At 28.0% G+C, this 26,738-nt stretch carries 27 protein-coding genes; 25 read left to right on the forward strand and 2 right to left on the reverse strand.

What is annotated here, in order from left to right; translation table 11 throughout:
- Nucleotides 1-9: 9 nt before the first annotated feature.
- From OLM55_RS10695 to OLM55_RS10775, 17 genes are all read left to right on the forward strand, one after another.
- Nucleotides 10-477 carry a hypothetical protein gene (locus tag OLM55_RS10695; RefSeq protein ID WP_264558896.1) on the forward strand — a complete coding sequence of 156 codons (468 nt, stop codon included), beginning with the start codon at nt 10-12 and terminating at the stop codon, nt 475-477.
- 5 nt (nt 478-482) lie between these two features.
- On the forward strand, nt 483-947 hold the full coding sequence (locus OLM55_RS10700) for a hypothetical protein (protein WP_264558897.1): 465 nt from the start codon (nt 483-485) through the stop codon (nt 945-947).
- A gap of 5 nt (nt 948-952) precedes the next feature.
- Nucleotides 953-1,408, forward strand: a complete 456-nt coding sequence (coaD, locus tag OLM55_RS10705) for a pantetheine-phosphate adenylyltransferase (RefSeq protein ID WP_264558898.1) — start codon at nt 953-955, stop codon at nt 1,406-1,408.
- 181 nt (nt 1,409-1,589) lie between these two features.
- A complete protein-coding gene (locus OLM55_RS10710; protein WP_264558899.1) occupies nt 1,590-3,128 on the forward strand; it encodes a SulP family inorganic anion transporter in 1,539 nt (512 codons plus the stop codon).
- 337 nt (nt 3,129-3,465) lie between these two features.
- A complete protein-coding gene (locus OLM55_RS10715; protein WP_264558900.1) occupies nt 3,466-4,869 on the forward strand; it encodes a hypothetical protein in 1,404 nt (467 codons plus the stop codon).
- 46 nt (nt 4,870-4,915) lie between these two features.
- On the forward strand, nt 4,916-6,157 hold the full coding sequence (locus tag OLM55_RS10720; protein WP_264558901.1) for a DNA cytosine methyltransferase: 1,242 nt from the start codon (nt 4,916-4,918) through the stop codon (nt 6,155-6,157).
- Nucleotides 6,158-6,919: 762 nt separating this feature from the next.
- Complete coding sequence (locus OLM55_RS10725) at nt 6,920-7,486, forward strand: hypothetical protein (protein ID WP_264558902.1); 567 nt, start codon at nt 6,920-6,922, stop codon at nt 7,484-7,486.
- Between the two features lie 670 nt (nt 7,487-8,156).
- Nucleotides 8,157-8,642 (forward strand): hypothetical protein, encoded by a 486-nt coding sequence (locus OLM55_RS10730; RefSeq protein WP_264558903.1) that lies wholly within the window; start codon nt 8,157-8,159, stop codon nt 8,640-8,642.
- 653 nt (nt 8,643-9,295) lie between these two features.
- Nucleotides 9,296-9,859 carry a hypothetical protein gene (locus tag OLM55_RS10735; RefSeq protein ID WP_264558904.1) on the forward strand — a complete coding sequence of 188 codons (564 nt, stop codon included), beginning with the start codon at nt 9,296-9,298 and terminating at the stop codon, nt 9,857-9,859.
- 163 nt (nt 9,860-10,022) lie between these two features.
- The gene (locus OLM55_RS10740) at nt 10,023-10,502 is read left to right on the forward strand and encodes a hypothetical protein (RefSeq protein ID WP_264558905.1); all 480 of its coding nucleotides are present in this window, start codon (nt 10,023-10,025) and stop codon (nt 10,500-10,502) included.
- A 192-nt stretch (nt 10,503-10,694) separates the two neighbouring features.
- Nucleotides 10,695-11,462 carry a DUF1444 family protein gene (locus tag OLM55_RS10745; protein WP_264558906.1) on the forward strand — a complete coding sequence of 256 codons (768 nt, stop codon included), beginning with the start codon at nt 10,695-10,697 and terminating at the stop codon, nt 11,460-11,462.
- A gap of 206 nt (nt 11,463-11,668) precedes the next feature.
- On the forward strand, nt 11,669-12,481 hold the full coding sequence (locus OLM55_RS10750) for a hypothetical protein (protein WP_264558907.1): 813 nt from the start codon (nt 11,669-11,671) through the stop codon (nt 12,479-12,481).
- 166 nt (nt 12,482-12,647) lie between these two features.
- Nucleotides 12,648-13,040: a hypothetical protein gene (locus OLM55_RS10755; protein WP_264558908.1), complete on the forward strand. Its 393-nt coding sequence runs from the start codon at nt 12,648-12,650 to the stop codon at nt 13,038-13,040.
- 176 nt (nt 13,041-13,216) lie between these two features.
- A complete protein-coding gene (locus tag OLM55_RS10760; RefSeq protein WP_264558909.1) occupies nt 13,217-16,327 on the forward strand; it encodes a S8 family peptidase in 3,111 nt (1,036 codons plus the stop codon).
- Nucleotides 16,328-16,331: 4 nt separating this feature from the next.
- On the forward strand, nt 16,332-17,015 hold the full coding sequence (locus OLM55_RS10765) for a T9SS type A sorting domain-containing protein (protein ID WP_264558910.1): 684 nt from the start codon (nt 16,332-16,334) through the stop codon (nt 17,013-17,015).
- Nucleotides 17,016-17,174: 159 nt separating this feature from the next.
- Nucleotides 17,175-18,149 (forward strand): tetratricopeptide repeat protein, encoded by a 975-nt coding sequence (locus tag OLM55_RS10770; protein WP_264558911.1) that lies wholly within the window; start codon nt 17,175-17,177, stop codon nt 18,147-18,149.
- A 176-nt stretch (nt 18,150-18,325) separates the two neighbouring features.
- Nucleotides 18,326-19,204, forward strand: coding sequence for a hypothetical protein (locus OLM55_RS10775; RefSeq protein ID WP_264558912.1), 879 nt, complete (start codon nt 18,326-18,328; stop codon nt 19,202-19,204).
- A 147-nt stretch (nt 19,205-19,351) separates the two neighbouring features.
- Here OLM55_RS10775 and OLM55_RS10780 read toward each other — a convergent pair whose 3' ends face one another.
- Nucleotides 19,352-19,522, reverse strand: a complete 171-nt coding sequence (locus OLM55_RS10780; protein ID WP_264558913.1) for a hypothetical protein — start codon at nt 19,520-19,522, stop codon at nt 19,352-19,354.
- Nucleotides 19,512-19,781, reverse strand: a complete 270-nt coding sequence (locus OLM55_RS10785; protein ID WP_264558914.1) for a hypothetical protein — start codon at nt 19,779-19,781, stop codon at nt 19,512-19,514. The genes OLM55_RS10780 and OLM55_RS10785 overlap by 11 nt, the downstream gene beginning before the upstream one ends.
- A gap of 183 nt (nt 19,782-19,964) precedes the next feature.
- Between OLM55_RS10785 and OLM55_RS10790 the strand changes: the two genes are divergently transcribed.
- The 8 genes from OLM55_RS10790 (at nt 19,965) to OLM55_RS10825 (ending at nt 26,678) form a co-directional block, all read left to right on the forward strand.
- Nucleotides 19,965-20,420, forward strand: coding sequence for a hypothetical protein (locus OLM55_RS10790; RefSeq protein WP_264558915.1), 456 nt, complete (start codon nt 19,965-19,967; stop codon nt 20,418-20,420).
- Nucleotides 20,421-20,655: 235 nt separating this feature from the next.
- The gene (locus tag OLM55_RS10795) at nt 20,656-21,057 is read left to right on the forward strand and encodes a hypothetical protein (RefSeq protein ID WP_264558916.1); all 402 of its coding nucleotides are present in this window, start codon (nt 20,656-20,658) and stop codon (nt 21,055-21,057) included.
- A gap of 233 nt (nt 21,058-21,290) precedes the next feature.
- Nucleotides 21,291-22,418, forward strand: coding sequence for a hypothetical protein (locus OLM55_RS10800; RefSeq protein ID WP_264558917.1), 1,128 nt, complete (start codon nt 21,291-21,293; stop codon nt 22,416-22,418).
- Nucleotides 22,419-22,594: 176 nt separating this feature from the next.
- On the forward strand, nt 22,595-23,407 hold the full coding sequence (locus OLM55_RS10805) for a hypothetical protein (protein ID WP_264558918.1): 813 nt from the start codon (nt 22,595-22,597) through the stop codon (nt 23,405-23,407).
- Nucleotides 23,408-23,570: 163 nt separating this feature from the next.
- Nucleotides 23,571-23,963, forward strand: coding sequence for a hypothetical protein (locus OLM55_RS10810; RefSeq protein WP_264558919.1), 393 nt, complete (start codon nt 23,571-23,573; stop codon nt 23,961-23,963).
- Between the two features lie 155 nt (nt 23,964-24,118).
- The gene (locus tag OLM55_RS10815; protein WP_264558920.1) at nt 24,119-24,778 is read left to right on the forward strand and encodes a hypothetical protein; all 660 of its coding nucleotides are present in this window, start codon (nt 24,119-24,121) and stop codon (nt 24,776-24,778) included.
- 162 nt (nt 24,779-24,940) lie between these two features.
- Nucleotides 24,941-25,477, forward strand: coding sequence for a hypothetical protein (locus tag OLM55_RS10820; protein WP_264558921.1), 537 nt, complete (start codon nt 24,941-24,943; stop codon nt 25,475-25,477).
- A gap of 349 nt (nt 25,478-25,826) precedes the next feature.
- Nucleotides 25,827-26,678 carry a hypothetical protein gene (locus OLM55_RS10825; RefSeq protein WP_264558922.1) on the forward strand — a complete coding sequence of 284 codons (852 nt, stop codon included), beginning with the start codon at nt 25,827-25,829 and terminating at the stop codon, nt 26,676-26,678.
- Nucleotides 26,679-26,738 lie beyond the last annotated feature (60 nt).

Here is a 26,738-nt window from a genome sequence, read left to right on the forward strand (position 1 = left end):
AATAATCCTATGAAAAAAATAATTATACTTTTTATACTAGTTTTTTTATCTCAAAATATTTTTTCTCAAGAAAAGGTATTGCCTAAAAATCAAATGGTTTCAATAAAGTATGAATACGATTGGAAAAACGAAGATTTTCTTGTGGTTAATTATAGAATGCCAAATGATTATTGTCCGTACGAGAATTATTCAGGTTTAGAGAAGTCTTATCTTTGGGTTAAAAAAAGTATTTTAGATAGAGTTGGCGAAAGAAACTCCAGAACTATTTTTATTTATGCAGATAAATTAGCAGCAAAAAAAATATTAGATTTTAAAACCCATTACGACGACATTGGACACTATTTCTTAAAAACTTTTTTTGATAAAAAAGGAAGTTGTTATGGTGTTTTAGTAATTAATAAAGCAGGGAAATACAATTATATAATTGGAGAATATTCACATATTGATATTCAAAATTTAATGGATTCACTAAAATAAAAACTATGAAAAACGTTTACCTATTATTAGTTTGCTTTTTTGTAACTAATTTAACTTTTAGTCAAATTGACATACCAAATTATCAACTTCAAGCTTTAAAAGAAGTGTATAAATGGGGAAATGAAAAATTTTTAGTTATAAATTTTACACAACCAAAATTTAATTGCCATTATGATAATTATCAAAAACTAAATAACAAAAAAAAATGGCTTGATGATAATGTTTATAATGATATTGACATGAATGATTGTAGAAGTATTTATGTTTTTTCAGATAAAGAAGCTGCAAAAAAAATTATTGACAACAACACTTATTTCGAAGATTATCACAACTATTTTTTAAATAATTTTTTTAACCTCAAAGAAAACTGTTACGGTTTATTAATAATTCGTCAAGATGGTAAATTCAGCAACTTAGTAGGTGAGTATTTAAAAGAAGATGTAAAAGCTATGTTAGATTCACTAAAATAAAAACTATGAAAAGAGCCATTTTTCCAGGATCATTTGATCCAATTACCAACGGACATTTTGATATTATTAAAAGAGGCGTTTCTTTATTTGATGAAGTTATAGTTGCTATTGGTGTAAACGCTGAGAAAAAATATATGTTTTCGCTTGATGAACGTAAAAAATTTATTGAAGAATCTTTTAAAGATGAACCAAAAGTTAGAGTTATTACTTATACAGGATTAACAATAGATTTGTGTAAAAAAGAAAAAGCCGATTTTATTCTTCGTGGGCTTAGAAACCCAGCCGATTTTGAATTTGAAAAAGCAATTGCACATACCAATAGGGTTTTATCGCAAATAGAAACTGTTTTCTTGCTAACTGCTGCTAGAACTTCTTATATTTCTTCAAGTATAGTAAGAGATGTACTTAGAAATGGTGGAGATATTTCTAGATTAGTGCCAGATTCTGTTTTAAAAAAATAAATTATTAAATACCAATTTTAAAAATTTTAGACTTTAAAACTAGATTTTAAATATAAAATTAGAGTTAATAAGTAAAATTCATTTTCGTTTTTGATTCATTAAAAAATGTTCTTGCCTTTTGAGATTGCCATTGCAGTTTTAAAAACTTACTTTTGCATTTTTAAAATTTAAAGCAAAATAAATGCGTAAAGCACTCAACTTATTCGATTTTTCTCAAAAAGTAGATTATAAAATAGAAATCCTAGCCGGGCTTACTGTTGCAATGACTATGATTCCTGAATCCTTATCATTTGCAATTTTAGCAGGCTTCCCTCCTCTTGTGGGGTTATATGGCGCTTTTATAATGGGATTAATTACTGCTATTTTAGGCGGTAGACCAGGATTGGTTTCTGGAGGTGCTGGTGCAACAGTTATTGTTTTAATTGCTTTAATGAAATCGCACGGTTTAGATTATGTTTTTGCAGCTGTTGCTATGGCAGGAGTTATTCAAATAATAGTTGGTTTATTAAAACTGGGTAAATTTATTCGTTTAGTTCCACAACCGGTAATGTTTGGATTTGTAAATGGTTTAGCCATTATTATTTTCATGTCGCAATTAGAACAATTTAAAACAGTTGTAAACGGACAAAAAGAATGGTTAACTGGAGCACCTATGCTTATAATGGCAGGATTAGTAGCTTTAACCATTGCAATAATTATTCTTTTGCCAAAAATTACCAAAGCAGTTCCGGCTTCTTTAGTGGCTATTTTAGTGGTTTTTGCAATAGTTTTACTTTTTGATATAGAAACAAAACAAGTGGTAGATATTGCTTCAGTTAGTGGAAGTTTACCTCCATTTCATATTCCAAATATTCCTTTTACTTTAGAAACGTTGCAAATTATTCTTCCTTATGGTTTAATAATGGCTGCCGTTGGTTTAACTGAAGGTTTATTGACACTTAATTTAGTAGATGAAATTACAGGTACTAAAGGAAACAGTAACCGAGAATGTTTAGCCCAAGGAACAGCAAATATTGCCAACGGATTCTTTTTTGGAATGGGCGGTTGTCCTATGATTGCACAAACCTTGGTAAACTTATCATCGGGCTCAAGAGCGAGATTATCTGGAATTGTAGCTGCATTAACTATTTTAACCATCATTTTAGTAGGTGCGCCAGTAATTGAATTATTGCCTATGGCAGCGCTTACCGGCGTAATGATTATGGTTGCTATTGGAACTTTTGAATGGGCCAGTTTTAAAGCTTTTACCAAAATGCCAAAACACGATATTTTTGTAATGTTAGTAGTTACTTTAATTACGGTTTTACTGCACAATTTAGCTTTAGCAGTTTTAATTGGAGTAATTATTTCAGCATTAGTTTTTGCTTGGGAAAGTGCTAAACGTATTCGTGCAAGAAAATATGTGGATGAAAATGGTGTAAAGCATTATGAATTATTTGGACCCTTATTTTTTGGTTCAACCACTGCTTTTGCTGAAAAATTTGACGTTGAAAATGATCCAAACGAAATTATAATTGATTTTGCCGAAAGTAAAATTACCGATATGAGCGCTATTGATGCAGTTAATAAAATAACTGAACGTTATGCTAAACTGAACAAAAAAGTACATTTAAAACACTTAAGTAGCGACTGTATTGATTTACTTAAAAATGCAGAAGCCATAATTGATGTGAACATTATGGAAGACCCAACATATAAAGTTGCGGTTGATAAAATGTAAGTTTTTAATTTTATAGACCTAAAAAAATGCTTTTATAAGCGAAATTTTTTAGTTTTTTTTTTTATTATTTATTCCTACTATGTACGGAGTATGTACGGAGTATGTATGGAGTATGTACTTTTTAAATAAGTTTTTTTTTTGTTCAATTATGAATTAAATATAAAAAATTTTATTTAGATTTGGGTTAGAAAAAAGTATGATGCTTATCATACATATACAGCCAAAATTGGGCATATATGTATGACTACATCATACATATAAACAAGTTACATGAAATTATTGGCGAACGATAATTCAAAAGAAAAACTGTATTTTTGAAACTGTAAAAGTTAATAAAATGAATAATGAAACTTTTGGAATTACATTCCAGTATGCAATCTGCCAACAATACAAACTTGATAATGACATTTCTTTAGAAAGGGTTGACAAAAAATTACTGATAACTTTCCTTAATTCTAGGATAATTCCTAAAATATTTAGAGGAAGAAAACCAATTGAATATTTATCTAACTCTAAAGAGTATACTTCACCATTTATAAAAAGATGTCCTCACAACTTTTTACTCACAAATAACGAAACATTTTCTGTTAGAACATTTCAAGGAAGTGGGAAAATGTTTGCACCAAAAGTGGTTGGACAGGCTGGAGACGAAACTTTCAATCATTTCTTTGGACATTTATCAACAGAAGAAATTTCAAGAAATAATTTTAAGACATTTTGTTTGAATCATATTGACGAAATGTTACCAATTATTGTTGATTATGCATTAGTAAGTGACTTAAATTGTTGGTTTTATATTAAAGACAATAATTTTCATTATGAAATATTAAAAAGAGATGATTTACCTGAATTGACTTTTGATTCAAAAAATTTCACTTTCACAAAACCAACCGTAAATGAATGGGTAGAATCAAATACAATTAAATACAAAGGAAAAACGGTTTTAGAATTACAATTACACACGAATCGAGCAGGATATAAAATTAGACTTCACAGAGAAAACTTTCCAGTTTTGTTAAAAGTTGAAAAAGAAATAAATAATTCTTTGCTTGGTGATACTGCCGAATTAGCGATTTGTAACGTCTTTAATCTTGATTCAGGTGTAAACAATGAAAGATTGATGAATAACTCAGATAAAATAATTCTAAAAGCGTTCGAAAATCATTATAAAGTCAACAAAACTAATTTATTCCCTTTGAAACCTATAAAATATTCAGGAACAGAAAAAAGGGAACGTGGAGGTCATAGCAAAAGCGGAGTTGATTTTTTTCTTGAAAAAAATGCTACATTATCTGTAAAAACTAACAAATCAAAGTCATTTAAAGTTTGTCCACCTGAAGTTGGACAACCTTCCCCAAAAACATTTGACCTATATTTTTCTAAAAAGGGTTGGTATGACGGAAATATGAATGAAGAAAAGTTTAGAATTTTAGTAAAAGACAAAGAAAAACTATCATTGCTTTTAAGTGAATATGTGAAATTTTTAAATGAATGTGATTATCTTTTATGGTCATTATATTTAAACGAAAATAATATAAACTCTAAACTTGTGGAAAAAGCCGATTTGAAAAACATCACTTTCAATCCGGATTTAATTGAATATTCAAACGACTTTACAGAAAAAAGTAGTGTTACAATTAAATATGGTAAAGATCGCTTTTCATTAGGCGAATTTCAAGTCCATTCTGCTAGAAATTCATTAAAATTCAGATTCAATTTTAATAATTTATTGTCAGTTTAAAAAACTATATTTATATTTGGACATAATTGGACAAATTTAGACAAATATGGACACAAATACTAAATTATTAAGAATTGAAGATATTGCTATAAAACTAAATGTATCTCAAAAATCAGTTAGAAGATATATTCATTCAGGAAAATTGCAATCAAATAAAATCGGAGGTGTACACAGAGTTGAGGAAAGTGCTTTAGAATATTTTGTTCAAAAATCGTTGTTTGCACCTGAAATAGAAGATGTAGAACTTACCGCTCCTAAATCAACAAAAACGGACACAATTAATTGGATTGACATTTCTGACGAATGGGATAATGTTCAAAATTTAGATTTAACTTCAGCCGACTTATTCTGTGGCGCAGGCGGGATGGCTAAAGGATTTGAAATGGCAGGCTTCAACCAAGTTTGTGGCTTAGATTGGTTTAAAGAAGCTGGTATGACATATAGAGAAAACTTTTCTCATCCATTAATTGAAGGAGATATAACAAAAAGAGAGATAAAAGATAAGTTCATTAACACTGTAAAAGAAAAACTAAAGGGAAAGAACCTGACGGTTCTTTCTGGCGGTTTTCCTTGTCAAGGTTTTAGTATGTCAGGCAACAGAGTTGTCGAAGACCCAAGAAATTCTCTGTATAAAGATATGTTGGAGATAATAAAAGAACTTCAACCTGAATTTATTGTTGCCGAAAATGTAAAAGGTTTACGCTCAATGTTAAAAGGAAAAGTCGAAGACAAAATAAGAGTAGATATTGAAAATCTTGGATATAAAGTAAATGTAACTGTTCTTAATTCAGCAGATTATTATGTTCCTCAAAAAAGAGAGAGAGTTATTTTTATTGCAAATAGAATAGGTAAAAAAAACTATCATCCTGCTCCGATTTTAGAATCTGATTCATATATAACCACAAAAGAGGCCATAGGAGATTTAGTTAAACTAAAAGATAACCCAAAATTTAATCATGTCAGAACCAAACATTCAGATGAAATGAAAGATAGATTGGCTAAAGTTCCTGAAGGAAAAAGTTTATATGATAAATACTCTGATTCATGGAAAAAATGCCCCTGGAACGAAGCTAGTTGTACTATAAAAGAAAATCATGGTGGTGTGAATATTCATCCTATTGAGCCAAGAGTTATTACAGTTAGAGAAATGGCAAGATTACAATCATTTCCTGATGATTTTATATTTAAGGGAACAAAATCAAAACAAATGGTGCAAATTGGAAATGCAGTTCCTCCTTTGTTAGCAAAAGCTATTGCATTATCTATCAAACAAACTTTAAAAAAATAACTTCATGTAACAGCAGTTTGGCAAAATGGCGAGTTTCGGTTTTAATCAAACATTCGGTTTTCTAATAAGCAATAGTTCTAAAATGAAAGTAAGTGTAACTATATCCGCCACTTCGCCAAGCTGCAAAACGTTGTAACTAATAGCTCGAAAAATCGCAGATAAAGGAAATTAACTGAACTTTTATTGAAATTAAATTGAAAATATTGAGCTGAATTTTTGAAAAGAACGAAATCGTAAATCAAGCATGTTTTCGTAAAATAGAAAATTCTCAAACTGAACTTTGTCGAAAAGTTTATCTGAAAAACTTTGTGCTGAAATTTTGAAAAGAACGAAATTATAAATCAAGCATCTTTTCGTAAAACAGAAAAATATGAAACCGAACTTTGTCGAAAAGTTTGCTTGAAAGTCTTTGTTCTGAAATCTTGAAAATTATGTAAACGTTAATCAAGCATATTTTTTTTTAAGTTGAAAATCTCAATTTCTGAACTTTGTGGATAAATAAATTGCTGAAAAACTTTGTATTGAGAGTTTGAATTCAACTTACATAAATTCGTTCCGAATTGACGCAATCTGAATTAAAACAGCTACTAGTTACAACAGTGGTTTGCAAAAATGGCTAGGCTCGCTCCTATTTTGGAAAATCCTGTCGGATTTTCCAATTTTTGTTTATATTTGTGAAGGCTTGGTGTTGGTTTACGCCACTTTTGCAAGCCACAAAACGTTATGGCTAATACTAAAGCACCGAAATTCTAAGACGAAATTATGAAAATATTAAATCTGCTTTTTTTAGCTTTTCTACTACTCAATTATAGTAGTGAAAATAAAATAGATTTTGGTGCATTCTCAATGAAAACACCAAAAAAATGGAATTACATAAAAGAACGTGGAATTGATTCATTTATAGGTAAAATAGGAATCGACAAAAGAGACACATTATACTTTGACTATGGATTATATTCGAGTGACCTTGAAGAAAGCTTTAATGGTGGCTATTATTACATTATAAATAACGACAGTATTTTTACTCCAGATTGGGAACTTAGCAATTCAGACACAATTGATGAACCTATTTATAAATTCTTTGCACGAGGTGGAAAAAACAAGCTTTTAGAGTTTAAAAAAGACACTTTTTATTATGAGAAAATTAATGGTTTGAAAGCAAAAATTGTTGTCCCTAAAAAACCCGAAATGGGAACCACTGGTGTGTATTTTGAAAATACAAGAATTGATGGAAAAGGAGTGAGTTTTCAAATTAACGGTTACAATTTGAAGAAAAAAAATCAGATAGAATTCCTCAAAGCTATTAAAACGATAAAATTTAAAGATTAAAAAGTACTAGCCATAACAGCAGTTACAAGAAATTACTAGGCATGGGATTTATCAGAATTGGTAATTGTTGAATAAAAGTTTTGGTTATATTTGTAATTGTCGGTGAATGAAGTACGCAACTTCTTGTAGCTGCCAAACGTTATAACGCATAAACTCTGTGCGTGTAAAAAAGCTGTTTAATAAATTCCGAAAACAGAAATTTTCACAGAAAATATCCGAACTGATTTTTGTTGATTTGAACTTAAACTGACTTCAGAAAATATTCAGAATTTGAATTTCTTTGTGGAGTTTCACTCGCCGAATTTTCAGCTTACGTTCGCGAATTTTTCAGTTTTCTACTTATCCAGAGTTTGGAAAGTTTTGGATTTGAAAATTTGAACTACTTCTACTCTATTTTTTTTCAATAAATTGAAAAACCTTAAAGCTTTCGTCCGAACTGAACGTAGCAATTCTTTGTGTGTAAACTGAGTTTTAACTTTGTGTTAGTTTACGCGTTATAACCGCAGTTAAATTCCATGGCTTTGGTTTGGGCTTTTCAGCGGAAAATAATGCGGTAAATTAAATGTTTTGTATATATTTGTGTTAGTCGTAGCTTAATTATCGCCACTGAAATTTAGCTGCAAAACGTTAGCAGACATATTCTCAAAAATCGAAATAAATCAAAATTTTTATGGAAGAAAATTTAGTGCAAAATTGGATTGAAACAGATAAAAATCTCAGCAATTTAATTACTGAAATAGAAACAGAGTTTAATTCCTACGCAGAACAAGCCGAAGTTGCCTTCGAAAGATTATCAAAATTATATAATATTCCAAGAATGCCAGAAGACGTCGCAGAGGACGAATTTGAAGATGACGACGAATCTGATGGTGTTTCGGATAAAAGATCTCTTTTTGAAGAGCACGCTTTAATTAAATATCTTACGGACGAAAATGAAGACCCACGAGGAGTTGTATTATCTGCTGCTTTTCACTTATTAAATGATTATCGAGTTGATTTATTTCACGTTGCCAAAAAAGAGTTTGGTGAAAATATACCTGAAAATTGCAAAATTGGAATAACAGGAGAAGGTTTTAATGGAAATGTTGTTTTTCCACAAAAAGAAACTAAAAGTTGGTTTGAGTTAGGTTGTAAAATAATGAAACAGATAAATTAAATACGTCTGCTAACAACGGTTTTGTTCAATGGCTTGGGCTTGGTTTTTCCTTCGGAAAAACCTCTATGATTCGTAATTTTGTTTTATATTTGCTTTGGTCAGTGACTAATCAAAGCCACTGAAACAAAGCCGCAAAACGTTATAACGCATAAACTCTGTGCGTGTAAAAAAGCTGTTTAATAAAACCCGAAAAGAGAAATTTTAACCGAAAATGTCCGAACTGAATTTTGTTGATTTGAAATTAATCTGGCTTCAGAAAAACTTCAGAATTTGAATTTCTTTGTGGAGTTTCACTCGCCGAATTTTCAGCTTACGTTTGCGAACTTTTCAGCTTTCTACTTATCCAGAGTTTGCAAAGTTTTGGATTTGAAAAAATTGAACTACTTCTACTCTATTTTTTTTTCAATAAATTGAAAAACCTTAAAGCTTTCGTCCGAACTGAACGTAGCAATTCTTTGTGTGTAAACTGGGTTTTAACTTTGTGTTAGTTTACGCGTTATAACAGCAGTTAAATTCCATGGCTTTGGTTTGGGCTTTTCAGCGGAAAATAATGCGGTTAATTAAATGTTTTGTCTATATTTGTGTTAGTCGTAGCAAAGTTCCGCCACGGAATTTAGCTGCGGAACGTTAGCAACAATTTTAAGAAATACTAAATGAAATCTATTAAATTACTTACCATTTTGATATGCATCTCTACTTCTATTTCGTGTGGAACTTTTAACAAAACATCTAAAACAGATAGTAAAACTGGATACTTTCCAGCTAAAAAAAACAAAGCTGTAACTGTCATTAAAGAAGAAAAAATTAGTAAAGACATTTTAAAAAAATTAATAATTGTTCCAAACGATGAGTACACACTTGAGATGGTTAAAAATTTGAATTTTTTTGACAAAATAATGACGTTTGAAGAATTTCAAAAAGATATTATTTCTAAAAATTTAGAAGATAAAATTCCAAGTGTTTCTGATAGAATTGGTTTAAAAAACGCTTATAATCATTATGGTTCTTTTGTAATACTTCACTTTACAAAAGAAAGAAAAGAAACTAACAACAATACTTCTTTATACACTGGAATATCTATTTATGACCCAAGCAAAGCTGATTTTATTTATCAAAATGAAATTTATGTAAATTTAATGTGGGACGGTTGGACAGACCAGGGAACTATGTATCCTTTATATAATTCACTAATTGATTATTTGAACAAGCAAGAATAAAAACTGTAGCTAACAGCGGTTTGCTTCAATGGCTACTTCGGGATTTTCCTACGGAAAATCCGCTGCTGAATGGAATGTTTTGTTATATTTGTAATGGCTTGGTGCTGGTTCAACGCCACTGAGAGCAAGCCGCAAAACGTTGTACGCAAGCTTCGAAAAAAATATGAAATTAAAAAGGAATTCTGATAATTGGTTTGACATAATATTGGGTGGCTTTACAAGCACTTTATTATTTATCCCAGTATGTATACTGATATCAACAGAATTTAATTTTGAAATTAATTTTTTACACTTTATTTTACCTGTTTTATTTACTATATATATTCAATGGAAAGATGAATATTTTAGTGAAATAAATACCAAACTAACAGAAAAAAATAATTTTGAAATTGTAGCAAAAACTTTAAACAACTTAAATTGGGAGTATTTTAAAAAATATGACGAAATTAAACTTAGAAATAATAAATTCTATCTAAACTCTCTCGATGTAACAATAATTACTCGAAGTAAAAAAATATTTTATAATTTTAATTATAGAAACCTAATTAGAAGTGGAAGACCAGCGTTCTTTTTTGGAATAAGCACAATCCTAAAAATGATTTTTATATATAATTTAAAAAAAGAATTGAAGAACATGAAATAAAAGCCTGCGTACAACAGCAGTTAAATTTCATGGCTTTGGCTTGGGTTTTATCAGCCGAAAATAATGCGCTTATTGAAAGGTTTTTTCTATATTTGTGTCAGCCGTAGCTTAATTATCGCCACAGAAATTTAGCTGCAAAACGTTGGCGGTAATATTAGCCGAGCGGAAACGAGAAAATATAATTTAAAAAATATGCTTACCGAAATTGAATTTTCTACAGAGTTTGCGAAACGACTTACTGAAAAAGTTGAAGGCTTGAAAATATTTTCTATTAAAGGTCTTGAAATCCAAACAGAATTTGATAACTCAAACGAATACAAACATTTTCTGAATAATTGTTATTCTGAATATTTAAGAGAACCTGAAAGTATTGAAGAAGTTTTTGAAAAATATTTAAATTCATCTGACAGTTTGTATAAACCAAACGAAACTATTAATATATCTGATATTTTACCCGTAATAAAAGATGAACGCTTTATTCAAAGCATATTTGAAATAAATCCAAATTTTGAAAAAAATCACACTTTCGAAAAATATAATAGCGAACTTTATATTTTCTACGTCGAAGATACAGAAACAAACATAAATTATTTAACTCAAGAAGATTTTGAAAAACTAAACGTTGAAAAAAGTGAACTCAGAAGAATTGCAATAGAAAATCTGTCAAACTCTATAGAAATCGAAAGACACGGAGAAAATGGTTACTTTATGTTATTGGCAGACGGAAATTATGAATCAAGTATGATTTTGCTTGACATTTGGAATGAAGAAAACTTTAAAGTTAAAGGTGAAATTGTAATAGGAATTCCATCGCGCGATTTGTTGATTATTACAGGTAAAAATGACAAAGAAAATATTAAGAAACTTAAACAGACAATAAGCGAAATAAATGAAAATGGAGATCATTTAGTTTCTGAAAAGTTATTTGAATACAGAAACGGAAAATTTGAATCTATATAAAATACTACCGCCAACACACGTTTTGCGATATTGCTAGGCATGGGATTTATCAGAATACTTTAGTAAAAATTTTTTTTGCTTTCAATCAACATTGGTTTTCAAAATATTCGGTATATTTGTTAACGTCTTTGCTAAAATTACGCAACATCGCAAAGCGCGGGAACGTTATACCTAATTTTAACCGAAGCGATAAAAACAGACAATTAATGAATAAATTTTCACTTTCATTTTTATTAATTTTTATTATTAATATCTCGAATGGACAAGAATGCCAAATTCCAATTTTATTGGACAAAGAAATTTTTGAAGCTTCTAACAATGAAAAATTTGCAGAAGAAGATTTTTATAGAATTAACAGTTTGCTTTTTGAATATGAAGCAAAGGACAGTTTGAAAAATTTGAATAAATGCTCTTCATATTTTAAAAACATTGAAAAACTATTTAATTCTGAAACTACTGATAAGCGTGTTTTAGCTTATAGATTGATTGGAGTTGCAAATGACAGTACTTTTAACAACGAACTAATCAACAGAATTAACTCAAATGAAAGTTCACTTTTAAAAACTTGGAGCACAACTGCATTAATGGCAAATAATTGCGGAAAAGCATCTGATGATTTATTTGTTTTATTCTCATCATTCCCAAAAGGATTGCCTGTTGATATTTTGATAAATATGTATATTAAATATGATACAAATGCTGTCAAAAAAACTTGTTGGAAATTTATAGATTCAGAAAATAAAAACCAACAAATTTTGGCTATACAATGTTTAGCAAACTTTGAAAAAGACGAAAAATTGCAAACTAAACTAATTGAGTTTTTAAACTCTTGGGATAATAATTCTAAAGGTTGGGTAATTTCGTCAATTTCTATGCAAAAAATGGAAAATCTAAGACCTATTTTAGAAAAGTATAGTGAAGTAGAAGATCTAAAAGACGTTATCATAAGAGCATTAGAAAATAGTCCAACGAAAACAGACAATAAGTTTGCGAAACAACTCGAAAAGAAGAAAAACTAGGCATAACAGCAGTTACAAGAAATTGCTAGGCTTGGAATTTATCAGAATTGGTAATTATTGAATCAGAGTTTTGTTTATATTTGTAATTGACAGTGAATGAAGTACGCAACTTCTTGTAGCTGCGAAACGTTGTATGCAATATTTTAGAATCAAAATCCTAACAAAAATGAAATTACTTAAATCAATTTTAACTTTATCAACATTATTCATTACGATTATTTCATATTCACAAACTGAAAAAGTTCAAGATTGTAAAATATTGAAACATTCAAAACTAAAATATGTAGAAAATGATGACAAAACGGCTTTCGTGGTAATCAAGAACAATAAACATATTGAATATTTGAGAAATGAAAAATATTACATAAAATCAGATTTAGTTTGGATTAATGAATGTGAATATAATGCAACAATGACAGAAATAACATTGCCAAACTTTCCATTTAAAGCTGGAGAAGTTATGAATGTAAAATTTGAAAAAATTGAGAATGGAATTGTTACTGGTATTGGAACGGTACGTGGAAATAGTTTTCCTGTGAAATTCGAGTTAATTAATTAATACTGCATACAACAGCAGTTAAAAGCAATGGCTTAGGCAAGGGCATACTTCCGAATTTTCTCCGAAAATTCAAAAGTTTGCGTTATATTTGTTTTGGCTTGGTCTTGGCTCGTCGCCACTTCTTTTAGCTGCAACACGTTACCCAACATTTTTGAGAAACGTAAACGGAAAATAACATGAAAACAAAATTACATTTATCGGCTTTATTTTTTTTAATATCTATAACTATTTATTCTCAAAACAGTAATTTTTATTATTATAAAGGAGAAAAAATATTTTTAAATCATGATAAAAACTCAATTTATTTAGGAGTAAACAATAATTTCCAAAAATCAGTACTAAACAACGAAAATATTTTAGATTTTAGTTTGAAAAACGAAAATTCAATTAATCAAAAATGGACTGTTGTTACATTTCAGAATGAACCTAACAGCTTGGAGTATATTCAAAAAATAAATTCTATAAAAAACATTAATTCTATAGAAAATGTTTCTCCTTGCTTTATAACTTCAATAGGAGATAAAGTTGCGTTGTCTAAACATTTTTATGTAAAGCTTAAAAATGAAAGTGATTTTAGTTTACTTGAACAAAAAGCTCAAGAATACAATTTTGCTATTATCAAACAAAATGAGTTTATGCCTCTTTGGTACTCATTAGAATGTACAAAATATACAGTTGAAAATGCTCTCACTTTATCTAATCTTTTGTATGAATCTGGTTTGTTTAAAACAGCTTTTCCTAATTTTATTTCTTTAGAAACTGAAGTTTTTCAAAATAACGCCACATTTGACACAACAGAAAATTTAACAAATTGTATAAATGACACCTATTTTAATAAACAATGGGGTCTTGAAAATACAGGACAACAAATTTCTTCTTTTCCAAATATTTTTGCAACTAATGGTATTGATATTAATGCCTGCCAAGCATGGAATATAACAACTGGAAACAACAATATTAAAGTTGCTGTTATAGACCAAGGCATCGATTTAAACCATCCTGAATTAACAAATATTCACCCATTAAGTTATGATTGTGAAACAGGTACTTCGCCAAGTAATTATTACGGCCAACATGGCACTGCTTGCGCAGGTGTAATTGGCGCTACACAAAACAACAATACTGGCATTAGTGGCGTAAGCCCAAATTGTCAATTAATGTCAATAAGTACTATCTTTTCAAATTCAGAAAATTTGGCTAATGGTATAAATTGGGCTTGGCAAAATGGTGCTGATGTTGTTAACAATTCTTGGTACCAACCTACTCAAAATCAATTATTAGATGATGCTTTAATAAATGCTCTAACATTAGGCAGAAATGGAAAAGGTTGTGTTGTTGTTTTTGCTTCTGGAAATTCTGAAGGTTCTAATGTTACTTATCCTGCAAATAGCAATGATGATTTTTTAGTTGTTGGAGCTATTTCGCCTTGCGGCGAACGAAAAAATCCAAGTTCCTGTGATGGACAAACTTTATGGGGTAGTGCTTATGGTTCAAAAATTGATGTAATGGCACCTGGTACATATATTCCTACAACAAAAGCTTTAGAAATTGACAATTCCTATTTTAATTTAAACTTTGAAGGTACATCCTCTGCAGCTCCTCATGTTGCTGGTATTGCTGCATTAATACTTTCTGTTAATCCTAATTTAACTAATATTGAAGTTAACAATATTATAGAAAGTACTGCTCAAAAAGTTAATGCTAATACTCCCTATTCTTATCAAACAAATTTTAATAGACCAAATGGAACATGGAATATAGAAATGGGCTATGGATTAGTTGATGCTAATGCGTCAGTTGTTTTAGCTCAAAGCATGAACACTAATGATATTGATTTGTATACTAAAGATACTCCTCAAGATTTTGGGATTGAACCAAATAATAGTAGCAGTTACACTTTTTTAAGTGAAGATATTTGGGTAAGACACCTACCAGATGGGTTAATAAATTCCACACATCAAACACCAATAACAAATACAAATAATTATGTATATGTAAAAATTAGAAATAAAGGCTCTGTTGCTTCTAATGGCAATGAACAATTATATCTTTATTGGTCTACTTATGGCCTTATTTGGCCATATCATTGGATTGATAATTATGGTGATGCGTATTCAAATCAGTTAGCCACGCTCTTTGGAGACGAAGCTGGTAACATTACAATTCCATCTATTGCTCCAGGAGAAGAAACAATATTGGAATTCAACATGGGGTTCTACCCTCCTTTTCCTGGTTTATATGGAAGTTACTATAATTTATTAACAAGAATTATTTCCATAGATGATCCTATTTTAAATGAAACCTCAAACATACACAATAACATACTCAACAATAACAATATAGCTTCTAAAAATGTATATGTATCTAATGGCAATGAGCCTTTTTCAAGAACAATAAACTCAATATACAATCCAGAAAGTTCTGTAGAAACATATAACATAGAGTTTAAAACAGAAACTAATGAATATGGAAAAGCTATTTATGATGAAGCAGAAATTAGCATTGAATTAAGTCAAGATTTATTCGACGCATGGGATAATGGAGGTAAACAAGGAAATAATTATAAAACAACAAATAATGAAAAGACCATTGTTGTTACAAACAATAATTGTATTTTAAATAATGTGACTTTACAACCAAATAAACAATACTTCTTTAACACAACATTTAACTTTCTAACAAAAGAATTAACAAATAAAAACAATTTCAATTATATACTAACACAGCACAGCACTGAAAACAACACATTAATTGATGTTACACATATCAATATACAAAAAGAACCTAGACCTCTTTTTGTTGCAAATGCAGGAGATAATTTAGAAATAGACGAAAACCAATCCATAACAATTAGTGCAGAACAAATAAATGAAGCAGCAATTTATAATTGGTATGATACAAATGGTAACTTAATATACACAGGAAAAGACCTGACTGTTTCATCTGACATAACCAAAAAATATAAGTTAGAAATAATTGCTATAACAGATGGTTTCAAAGATTATGATGAAGTAGAAGTTATTTTAAAACCAAGTATATTAGAAACAATTACACCCAATCCTACAAGTAATAACACAATAATATCTTATAAGTTAAATGGTGTGCAATCAGCATACATAACTATAATGGGATATTATGGAGGCAATAATACATCAAATAATTACATTTTAGATACGAATAATTCAGAAATATCAATTGACATTACAAATTATCAAAACGGTTTTTATACCTTAGCACTAATATGCGATGGTCAAATAGTAGATGCAAAAACTTTAATTAAACAATAAAATTATGAAAAGAGACAATCTAAAAAAAGTAGATAATTATAAAATTATAACTATTTTACTATTTATAATTTTCATGTTTACAAGCTTTTCTATGAAAAGCCAAAATATTTACACAATGAGTGTGTCACCAAACGGCTCTAATTCTATTGATGTGAATTTAGAAGTTTATGAGACTGAATACATTCTTTTTGTTGATAGTTACTATGTAATTACAGGCAATGAAATAAAATTAAAAGTTTGTTATGAATATGCCCCATTATTTCAATTTAGTTTATTGAACAACACATTTAACATACCTATTTTGAATAATAGTAACTATTCCCTAATAGTTGAAACTTATAGAACTAATTTAACTGTTACTTGTGATTACTCAAATCAAACAGATTCTGCCACCATACAATTTGCTACACCATTAACAGGAACAGTTACATTAACATCTGATAATTTTGAATTAAATAAAAAGACTATTACAATTTTTCCAAACCCAGTATCAGAAAAACTATATTTCACTAATAATAATTTAGTTATCGATAAAATTGAAATCTATAACATATTAGGAGAAAAAATTAGAACAGTTAATCATGATTTTGATTATATTTTAGTTAATGATATTAGTAATGGTGTTTATTTTATAACTTTCCAAACAGACCATGGAATGATTACTAAAAAAATATTAATTCAAAATTAAAACGTTGGGTAACAGCAGTTAAATTCCATGGCTTTGGTTTGGGCTTTTCAGCGGAAAATAATGCGGTAAATTAAATGTTTTGTATATATTTGTGTTAGTCGTAGCAAAGTTCCGCCACGGAATTTAGCTGCAAAACGTTGTGTGTAATTTTAAAAAGAAATGAGACAGAAAATTTTATTATTATTGACTTTTATAAATTTTATAAATGTTCATTCCCAAAAGTTAAATGGAACTTGGATTTTAGAAAAAACGGTTTATGAAAATGGAAATCCTTTAGAAATAAATCATACTTTATATTCCACTTTTACCGAATATGAATTTTTAACAAACTCTATTAAAATAAATGACCAAAAATTCAATGCAAATTATACAAATAATTCAATAAAACTTGATTTTAGAGAATTGCTTTTTTCATTCGAGAATAAATATTTACTAATTCAAGAAAAAGGTGATGACAAAATTCAAATTTTATCTAAAAAAGAAGATTTTTTAAGTAAAAACATTGAATTCAAATCAGAAATTGAAATAAGAAATCAAGATACTCTTTACATTTCGAATGAAGTTTATAAACCACAATTTAATAACGAGTTAACATTTGAAGATTTTTTAAGAAAAAACATCTCGAAATACACATCAGAATCTACAAAAAACAATTTATTTAAATCTGAATTTGTTTTAACTAAAGAAGGGAAAATTAAAGACATTAAAATTTTAAGCGGTATTTCAAAATCATTTGATAACGAGTTTATTGTAGCTTTAAATAAAGCCGAAAGATATTTTAAAAATCAAACTGGAAAAGATTTTTTAATAAAACATAATTTTAATTTTTTTCAAATGTTTAAAGGATTAACTGAAAAAACAGAGAAAGAGTTTTATGCTATTCAGAAAAAAGGAAATTTACACTTTCAAAATAACGAATTTGATAAAGCAATTATAGAATATGAAAAACTTAATATTATGGATTTAAATTCTATAAAAGAAAGATTAGGATTTTTATACAGTGAAGCATTTATAAATTTAGGGATTTCTTATTTAGCTGTAAATAAAAATGAAGAAGCTTGCAATTCATTTTCAAAAGTTGGAGACATAAGAAATTTCAAAGTCAGAAATTATTTAATAAACTTTTGTAGATAAAAAACTACACACAACAGCGGTTTGCTTCAATGGCTACTTCCGGATTTTCCTACGGAAAATCCGCAGCTGAATGGAATGTTTTGTTATATTTGTAATGGCTTGGTGTTGGTGCAACGCCACTGAGAGCAAGCCGCAAAACGTTGTATGCTAGTTAACCAACTTTGCGAATAAAAACCATGAAACAAAAAATCTTAATAATTTTATTATTTTGTTTATTAAAAATCTATAGTCAAAAAATAGAAAAACGAATTGGTGATATTCATGTAACTAAGGAAGAATACTATTTTGATAATCACAAAAAATCTGACAAAAGAAAAATAAATAAATCTGAATATTTTTTTAATAATGAAGGTCAAGTTCTAGAAACCATTTCCTACGGAACTGCTCATTTTAATGATTTAAAAAATGTAGGTAGAATTGAACAGTTTTTTTACATTAATAATAAGTTAGATTTATCTAAAAGTTATTCCACAAGTTGCAACGGCTGTGAATATCATGTTTTGTATAGTAAATATAAATATGATGAAAATAATAATTTGATAAGTGATAACTCTTATTATGAAAAAAATGATTCTCTTTTTATGTCAACGAACTACATTTACAAACCAAACGTTAAAGAAACTCATTTTAATGAATCTACTTATTATGAAAGAATATATGATTCTAACAATAATTTATTAGAGCTTAATCAACGTTTTGAAGATACAAAAAAGATAAGATGGCAACGTTTATACAATTATTTTGACAACTCGACAGTTATTACTTTCAAAACCAAATATAATGATGGAGCAGAAAAGTCTGAATTTGAAATAAAGACATATGATATTGAAAAAAGATTAATATCACACGAAATAATTGGTATTGGTAAAACCAAAAAAGAATATTTCTATTCAAAAAATGGCTTTTTAGAAAAAATTAAAGAATACAGGCTAAATATTATTGATGGTAAGTACGAAATAGATCGTTTGACGAAATTCAAAGTTGATAAAAAACAAAAGTATTTAAAACCCGTTTATTTACAGAAAATCAATTCGGATCTTATAGAAGAAATATAAAACCAGCATACAACAACGGTTTGGCTCAATAGCTAAATTTACAATTAAAATCACGTTCGATTTTCCGCTGGAAAATCTTATATTAGCAAGAAATAATCGTTTCACGCAGTCGCTACTGCGCCAAGCCGCGGAACGTTAGCATCAATGCTACGAAAATTCTAAACCACAAACATTGCATCTTAAAAGATTATTACCAATGTAACTTCTTTTTTCTCTTGGATGTTTGCAGTTAATTCTTTTTTCAGCATATTGGTTTGCTTTTTCTTTCGTTTCTTCTGATGTTTCAGAAATAATCTTTTTTATTATTTTACTTCGCATAATCTTCAAAATTAGTAAAAAAACCGCTACTTCTTATTTGTCTTAAAATATCGTCATCATTATCAGGAAAAAATAACCAACTGGCACATAAATCACTTGAATATCTTTGCCAAATATTAGCACAATCTAAAATAGAAGCAACTGTATTTTCTTCTATTAATAATGTTTTTTGAAGCCTATACAAATTAATTAAATCTTCTTTTGTATAATATTCTTGTTCCTGTAAAAATATTCCGTTATTATCGTTTAATTTTAACATAAAAATTTATTTTAAGAACCGCACTAATGCTAACACATGTTTGCAAAAATGGCAAGTTCAGGTTTAATTTAAAGTTGTTTTTGTGTCTGTAATGTTTTGGCAAAATCGAAAATTAAGGCTTGCTTTTTTGCCACTTATGCAAGCCTGAGAACCGTTATAAAACAGTTTTTAAAATCGTTAAAAATGAACTTACCAACAGAAGATGAAATAATTGATTTTACTTTAAAAACATTATCAATTAACGAGTTTAGAAAAATTGATACAAAAGCAATAAAATTAAATTTTGACTTAGGAAAAGAACATACTGTTTTTGTGAATAATTCTTTAGAAAAAGCTTTTAGAAAAGACTTAATCATATTTGGCGGAAATTCACACTCAAACGCTAAACTAACAGAATTTGGAGAAACTATATTAGAAAATGGTGGATGGGTTAATACTGTTCATAGTTTAGAATTTTTAGAAAACCCTATTAAAAAAAACACAAATGCTAAACCTAGTAAAAACCCAGTAATAAAATCAAGATTAAGTAGATTATTATTAAATCCATGGGTTATCGGATTTTCATTTGCTTTATTAGCTGCTATATTAAATGCAGATAGAGTTATGAGATTTATAAATAACATAATAGATAATATTTAATTTGTGTTTTCTCTTTTTATAGGTTGAAAACTTAACCGAATTATGTGTGATAATTAAACCGTTTTATAACAGCAGTTAAAAGTAATGGCTTAGGCAAGGGCATACTTCCGAATTTTCTCCGAAAATTCAAAAGTTTGCGTTATATTTGTTTTGGCTTGGTCTTGGCTCGTCGCCACTTCTTTTAGCTGCAACACGTTAGCAGTAATACTATTTGACAAACTATGAAAACCCAGATATGGCAAAAATTTCCTTAAAAATAATTGTTTGCTTAATTGTAAATGTTGCATTACTATATTTCTCTATAATTGCCTATAATGAAATTAGTAAGAATGAAAAAATAGTTAAAGAAAGTAATCCAATAACTGTAAAAATTATAGAAATCAATCATAATGCTAAATCCAAAACTTTGTGTACATTATTATTTAATGGTAAACTTTACAATAAGGTGCATTTTCCTTTTAGAGGATTAACAATCAATAGTATAAATTCTGAATATTTTTATTATGATAAGGAAAAAGATGAAATTTTTTATAAAGATGATGGCAAGAAAGCTATGTATCTTTTATTTTCTTTACTAATTTTATCATTATTCCTATGGCTTATTCCGAAAAATAAGTTTAAAATGAGCTATTCTTAAAATAACAACTCCAATTATTTAAAGTACTACTGCTAACAGCGGTTTGCTTCAATGGCTACTTCCGGATTTTCCTGCGGAAAATCCGCTGCTAAATGGAATGTTTTGTTATATTTGTAATGGCTTGGTGTTGGTTCAACGCCACTGAGAGCAAGCCGCAAAACGTTAGCAGAAAATTTAAGAAAAATTGAGTAAAAACAAACATATTTTTAAAATCATAAAATAAAATTATATCAATGAAAAAAGCTTTAATGTTAATGGTTACAGTTATTTTAGCATCTTGCACTACGATTAAACAATTAAAAAATCAAGATATTCAGAACTATAATAAATCAACAAATCTTATTGAAAAAAATAATTTATACTACATAAATTCTAAAATTGACAATAAGAGTTCACTTCTTCTATTTGATACAGGAGCAAATATGACAGTTGTTTTTGATTCAACTGCAATAGAAAATTTTGAATTAAAAAAGTTTGGAAATTTTGGAACAGTTACTGGAGCTGATGGTAAGTTGACAGACTTAAGAACATTTACAGCTATTTTTGAAAATGAAATTTTTAAAAGTGATAATAAAGCATTTGCTTTTATAGATAAGACAAACGTTAAATGTAAAAAAGAAATGTATTATAAAGGAGTTTTAGGACTAGATATTTTTTTTAAAAATGATTTAAATTTATTCTTAAATTTTAGCGATAATATAATAGGTAATATTTCAGAAGATGAAAAAACAAAAATAACAAATGACGGTTATCAAAAGATAAAATCAAAATGTAAATCAAATAAAGTCTACATATATTTAAACATTAATAATACTGAATATGAATTTAAACTCGATAGTGGTTTTTTAGGTAATTTTATCATTCCATTTGATGAGAAATTAAATTTTGAAGGATTCGATTCATTAGTTTACGAAGGTTCATTATTTAATACTGCAACTTCAACAACTGAAGGAGAAGAAAATTTTTATGAAAATATACCAATTACCATTGGAGATATAAATTTGAATTCTACAATATTAGTTTCAAAAACCATAAAAAATCAAAATGCTGGTATCAATTTTATTAAATGTTTTGATTGGGTTATAGATTATGAAGAAAATAGTGTTTATGTTAAAAAAAATAATATTGAACTAAAAAGTAAGAATAATGAAAATGCTTTTCAATATCGTTCAAAAATAAATAGCGAAAATGAATTGATTATTAGTGCTAAACAAAAAGGTTTTTCTGAGTTCAATCTTAATGAAAAAATTATTTCAATAAATAGTGAATTAGTTACAGAATCAAATATTTGTGAGATGAATGACTTACTAAATAAAACACAAAAATGGAGTGATTTAAATATAGTATTAGCAAATAGATAAAATCTTCTGCTAACAACGGTTTGTAACAATTGCTTGGCTTGGTCTTTGTTTGAATTTTCTTAGAAAATTCTAAAGTAGTTTTGTATTTGTGAAATTAAGTGCTAAATTTACGCAACTGTCACAAGCCGTCAAACGTTATGCCTAATTTTAACCGAAACGAAAAAAACAGACAATTAATGAATAAATTTTCACTTTCAATTTTATTAATTTTTATAATTAATATCTCGAATGGACAAGAATGCCAAATTCCAAATTTATTGGACAAAGAAATTATTGAAGCTTCTAACAATGAAAAGTTTATAGAAAAAGATTTTTACAGAATTAACAATTTGCTTTTTGAATATGAAGCAAAAGACAGTTTGAAAAATTTGAATAAATGCTCTTCATATTTTAAAAACATTGAAAAACTATTTAATTCTGAAACTACCGAAAAACGTGTTTTAGCATACAGATTGATTGGAGTTGCAAATGACAGTACTTTTAACGACGAACTTATCAACAGAATTAACTCAAATGAAAGTTCACTTTTAAAAACTTGGAGCACAACTGCATTAATGGCAAATAATAGCGAAAAAGCATCTGATGATTTATTTGTTTTATTCTCATCATTTCCAGAAGGATTACCTGTTGATATTTTGATAAATATGTATATAAAATATGATACAAATGCTGTCAAAAAAACTTGTTGGAAATTTATAGATTCAGAAATTAAAAACCAACAAATTTTGGCTATCCAATGTTTAGCAAACTTTGAAAAAGACGAAAAATTACAAGCAAAACTAATTGAGTTTTTAAACTCTTGGGATAATAATTCTAAAGGTTGGGTAATTTCGTCAATTTCTATGCAGAAAATGGAAAATCTAAAACCTATTTTAGAAAAGTATAGCGAAGTAGAAAACTTAAAAGATGTTATCATAAGAGCATTAGAAAATAGTCCAACGAAAACAGACAATAAGTTTGCGAAACAACTCGAAAAGAAGAAAAACTAGGCATAACAGGCGTTTGGCAAGATTGCGAATTTTGTAGTAAATACACATTTATTTCTCGCAAGAAATTTTATCTTTGATAGAAAATAAACAGTTCCGAAGTTCGCAACCTCGCCAAGCGCCGGAACGTTGTATGCAATATTTTAGAATCAAAATCCTAACAAAAATGAAATTACTTAAATCAATTTTAACTTTATCAACATTATTCATTACGATTATTTCATATTCACAAACTGAAAAAGTTCAAGATTGTAAAATATTGAATCATTCAAAACTAAAATATGTAGAAAATGATGACAAAACGGCTTTCGTGGTAATCAAGAACAATAAACATATTGAATATTTGAGAAATGAAAAATATTACATAAAATCAGATTTAGTTTGGATTAATGAATGTGAATATAATGCAACAATGACAGAAATAACATTGCCAAACTTTCCATTTAAAGCTGGAGAAGTTATGAATGTAAAATTTGAAAAAATTGAGAATGGAATTGTTACTGGTATTGGAACGGTACGTGGAAATAGTTTTCCTGTGAAATTCGAGTTAATTAATTAATACTGCATACAACAGCAGTTAAAAGCAATGGCTTAGGCAAGGGCATACTTCCGAATTTTCTCCGAAAATTCAAAAGTTTGCGTTATATTTGTTTTGGCTTGGTTTTGGCTCGTCGCCACTTCTTTTAGCTGCAACACGTTGTGTGCCATTTGAAAATGAAAATCGGAATTTATAACATATTTACTTCTTTTTGGTTTCTCCTAATGTTTTTATCTGGAGGAACTCTAACTTATTTATCAATTGACAAAAATTTATTTACGAGTGACTTAATTTTTATTGCGAAATTTTTTGTTGGACTTTTAGTCTTAATAACAAATGGACTTCTATTCTATTTTCTTTATAAATTTAGAATATTAATTATTGATAATAATAAAATTATATCGTTCTATCCTTTTTGGCTTAAAAAAGAAAAAATTGACCTAAATAAAATTAAGAATCTAAAATTAGAGAACTTTTATGCTTTCAAAGGAACAGTTTATAGAAAAATTAAAATCTCAGACTTAAACGGAACTTTAGAAATTAATGACTTGGAATTTGAAAACTTTGAAAACCTAACTTCTAAATTAATAATTAACCAAAATAGAAAGAAAGAAATTGACTTAAAACAAGCAAAGTCAAATCTTTCGAATCTAAATTTTAGTGTTTATTTACTTTCTGGATTTTTAATATTTATTATTTTCAATATTCTTAAAAACAATAATTTTCATCCATTACTTTTGACTTTTATTTTATGTAACGGAATTTTATTATATGGTTCAGTTAAACGGAAAATGGAATATAATAGAATAATAAAAACGGCACACAACAGCGGTTAGCAAAAATGGCTTGGGCTTGGTTTTTCCTTCGGAAAAACCTCTATGAGTCGAAAATTTGTCTATATTTGTTATGGTCAGTGATAAATCAAAGCCACTTTCGCTAGCCGCAAAACGTTAGCCGTCAGTTTGGCGGAACACATAAAAAAGTAATCTAAATCGAAAATGAAATCATTTTTTTTTCTGTTAATCTTATTTATAAACCAACTATCGTTTAGTCAGGATAAAGTTGCAGATAGTTGTGATTTAAAAAACAAAAATATTGAATGGAAAACTTCTTTTGAGAATGAAAAAACAATTGAACTGAAATTGAAAATGATTCGTGAAAAAATTATTTCTGACTCAATTTACACAGAATTTAAACCTAAAATAATTACAAGTCACAGTAGTTCATTATATTCTGAAACTGTTGATAGAAATGGAAATAATTGTGGCGTGAAAATACTTTTTGCGTTGAATTACACAAAAAACAAATCTGTAATTTTAGATTTAAATAAAAATCCAGAATATATATTCATTCTAGAAAAACTAAATGAAATTAATGTTAATAAAATTTATCCAATTTTTGATAAAGGTGCAGAAGCATTATATGGCATTTATGGAAAATCGGGTGTTGTAATATTAACATCTAAAAATAGAAAATTTGCAAAAGAAATTAAAAAATTTATTAGAAATATAGAGCATAAAAAACCGAACGGCTAACAGCAGTTAAAAGTAATGGCTAAGGCAAAGGCATACTTCCGAATTTTCTCCGAAAATTCAAAAGTTTGCGTTATATTTGTTTTAGCTTGGTTTTGGTTCGTCGCCACTTCTTTTAGCTGCAACACGTTGGCTGTAATGCTGCCGCTGAACATGAAAAATAAACTTAAAAATAAATGATATAATAAAAAACAGAATAATTATGAGCAGTATTGATTTTAATAAAGCGGAAAATAAAATTTATCGAATTACAAGTTTAACAGCGTACATTTATTCTGTTATTTTGTTATTTTTCTATATTTATAAAGAAACCCTCTATGTTGATCAAACTTGGTTTCACGGTTTTTTTACAATGTTTTTTTCAATATTTAGTTCAATTATTTTCGTCTTCATTCTATTTATTTTTTCAAAATTTCTAGATAAAATAATTGATTTTCAAAAAGCAAATATTTTAATTTACAGCTATATCGTTTTTACATTTTTATCGACTATTTCAATAATTTTAGTTTTAGTTAGCTCTTTAAAAGTTTATTCTCAACAAAATGACGTAGATTCTTTAATGAACTTTGCTGATACTTCATCATCAAGTGCAGTTTTTCTAATACTTTCGAGAATTGGATTGTTCTTTACAGCTATTTTATTAGGTAACAGAATTAGAAAAATAACAACTAACATAAGTTTAATGTTTAAAACTTTAGGACTATTGTTAATTGTTTACAAACTTTTTGCTTTATTAGAGTCAATAAACATTATCAAAACCGAAATAATTTCAGGTTTTGTAAATGTCGCCATAGTTGCTATAATTGGTTATATTTTAAGTTTAAAATTTGAAAATAAAGAAAATGAAAATAATTCTTTTGAGCCATCAATCAGCGAAACAACGACCCGAAATAAAGAAATTTTATTACATGAATTGGAAAATGATTATTCTACTTTGCAATCTCATAATGATAGTTTTAAAGAAAATGATTCAATAGAAATTAAAAACATTGAAGTCGAAAAAGAAGATTTAAATCCTTTAGAATATAAAAATGAAGCGGTTAATTATTATAATAATTTAACTAATGAAGAAAAAACAAGATTAAATTATATCATAACTAAAAAGAATGATTCTATATCATCTGAAAATGAAATATATAAACTTGTGATTTTATACATTATTGAAAAAAAATTATTTGACAACAACAGATTTGCCCCAAAATAAATAAAAGCACTACAGCCAACAGCAGTTTGCAAAAATGGCGGGTTTTGGGCTTAATTTAAA

Source organism: Flavobacterium sp. N2270, assembly GCF_025947225.1.
GTDB lineage: Bacteria > Bacteroidota > Bacteroidia > Flavobacteriales > Flavobacteriaceae > Flavobacterium.

Excerpts from the sequence above, each read along its gene's own strand:
- OLM55_RS10695 (WP_264558896.1), top strand. The coding sequence starts at position 10 with ATGAAAAAAATAATTATACTTTTTATACTAGTTTTTTTATCTCAAAAT.
- OLM55_RS10700 (WP_264558897.1), top strand. The coding sequence starts at position 483 with ATGAAAAACGTTTACCTATTATTAGTTTGCTTTTTTGTAACTAATTTA.
- coaD (WP_264558898.1), top strand. The coding sequence starts at position 953 with ATGAAAAGAGCCATTTTTCCAGGATCATTTGATCCAATTACCAACGGA.
- OLM55_RS10710 (WP_264558899.1), top strand. The coding sequence starts at position 1,590 with ATGCGTAAAGCACTCAACTTATTCGATTTTTCTCAAAAAGTAGATTAT.
- OLM55_RS10715 (WP_264558900.1), top strand. The coding sequence starts at position 3,466 with ATGAATAATGAAACTTTTGGAATTACATTCCAGTATGCAATCTGCCAA.
- OLM55_RS10720 (WP_264558901.1), top strand. The coding sequence starts at position 4,916 with ATGGACACAAATACTAAATTATTAAGAATTGAAGATATTGCTATAAAA.
- OLM55_RS10725 (WP_264558902.1), top strand. The coding sequence starts at position 6,920 with ATGAAAATATTAAATCTGCTTTTTTTAGCTTTTCTACTACTCAATTAT.
- OLM55_RS10730 (WP_264558903.1), top strand. The coding sequence starts at position 8,157 with ATGGAAGAAAATTTAGTGCAAAATTGGATTGAAACAGATAAAAATCTC.
- OLM55_RS10735 (WP_264558904.1), top strand. The coding sequence starts at position 9,296 with ATGAAATCTATTAAATTACTTACCATTTTGATATGCATCTCTACTTCT.
- OLM55_RS10740 (WP_264558905.1), top strand. The coding sequence starts at position 10,023 with ATGAAATTAAAAAGGAATTCTGATAATTGGTTTGACATAATATTGGGT.
- OLM55_RS10745 (WP_264558906.1), top strand. The coding sequence starts at position 10,695 with ATGCTTACCGAAATTGAATTTTCTACAGAGTTTGCGAAACGACTTACT.
- OLM55_RS10750 (WP_264558907.1), top strand. The coding sequence starts at position 11,669 with ATGAATAAATTTTCACTTTCATTTTTATTAATTTTTATTATTAATATC.
- OLM55_RS10755 (WP_264558908.1), top strand. The coding sequence starts at position 12,648 with ATGAAATTACTTAAATCAATTTTAACTTTATCAACATTATTCATTACG.
- OLM55_RS10760 (WP_264558909.1), top strand. The coding sequence starts at position 13,217 with ATGAAAACAAAATTACATTTATCGGCTTTATTTTTTTTAATATCTATA.
- OLM55_RS10765 (WP_264558910.1), top strand. The coding sequence starts at position 16,332 with ATGAAAAGAGACAATCTAAAAAAAGTAGATAATTATAAAATTATAACT.
- OLM55_RS10770 (WP_264558911.1), top strand. The coding sequence starts at position 17,175 with ATGAGACAGAAAATTTTATTATTATTGACTTTTATAAATTTTATAAAT.
- OLM55_RS10775 (WP_264558912.1), top strand. The coding sequence starts at position 18,326 with ATGAAACAAAAAATCTTAATAATTTTATTATTTTGTTTATTAAAAATC.
- OLM55_RS10780 (WP_264558913.1), bottom strand. The coding sequence starts at position 19,522 with ATGCGAAGTAAAATAATAAAAAAGATTATTTCTGAAACATCAGAAGAA.
- OLM55_RS10785 (WP_264558914.1), bottom strand. The coding sequence starts at position 19,781 with ATGTTAAAATTAAACGATAATAACGGAATATTTTTACAGGAACAAGAA.
- OLM55_RS10790 (WP_264558915.1), top strand. The coding sequence starts at position 19,965 with ATGAACTTACCAACAGAAGATGAAATAATTGATTTTACTTTAAAAACA.
- OLM55_RS10795 (WP_264558916.1), top strand. The coding sequence starts at position 20,656 with ATGGCAAAAATTTCCTTAAAAATAATTGTTTGCTTAATTGTAAATGTT.
- OLM55_RS10800 (WP_264558917.1), top strand. The coding sequence starts at position 21,291 with ATGAAAAAAGCTTTAATGTTAATGGTTACAGTTATTTTAGCATCTTGC.
- OLM55_RS10805 (WP_264558918.1), top strand. The coding sequence starts at position 22,595 with ATGAATAAATTTTCACTTTCAATTTTATTAATTTTTATAATTAATATC.
- OLM55_RS10810 (WP_264558919.1), top strand. The coding sequence starts at position 23,571 with ATGAAATTACTTAAATCAATTTTAACTTTATCAACATTATTCATTACG.
- OLM55_RS10815 (WP_264558920.1), top strand. The coding sequence starts at position 24,119 with ATGAAAATCGGAATTTATAACATATTTACTTCTTTTTGGTTTCTCCTA.
- OLM55_RS10820 (WP_264558921.1), top strand. The coding sequence starts at position 24,941 with ATGAAATCATTTTTTTTTCTGTTAATCTTATTTATAAACCAACTATCG.
- OLM55_RS10825 (WP_264558922.1), top strand. The coding sequence starts at position 25,827 with ATGTTTTTTTCAATATTTAGTTCAATTATTTTCGTCTTCATTCTATTT.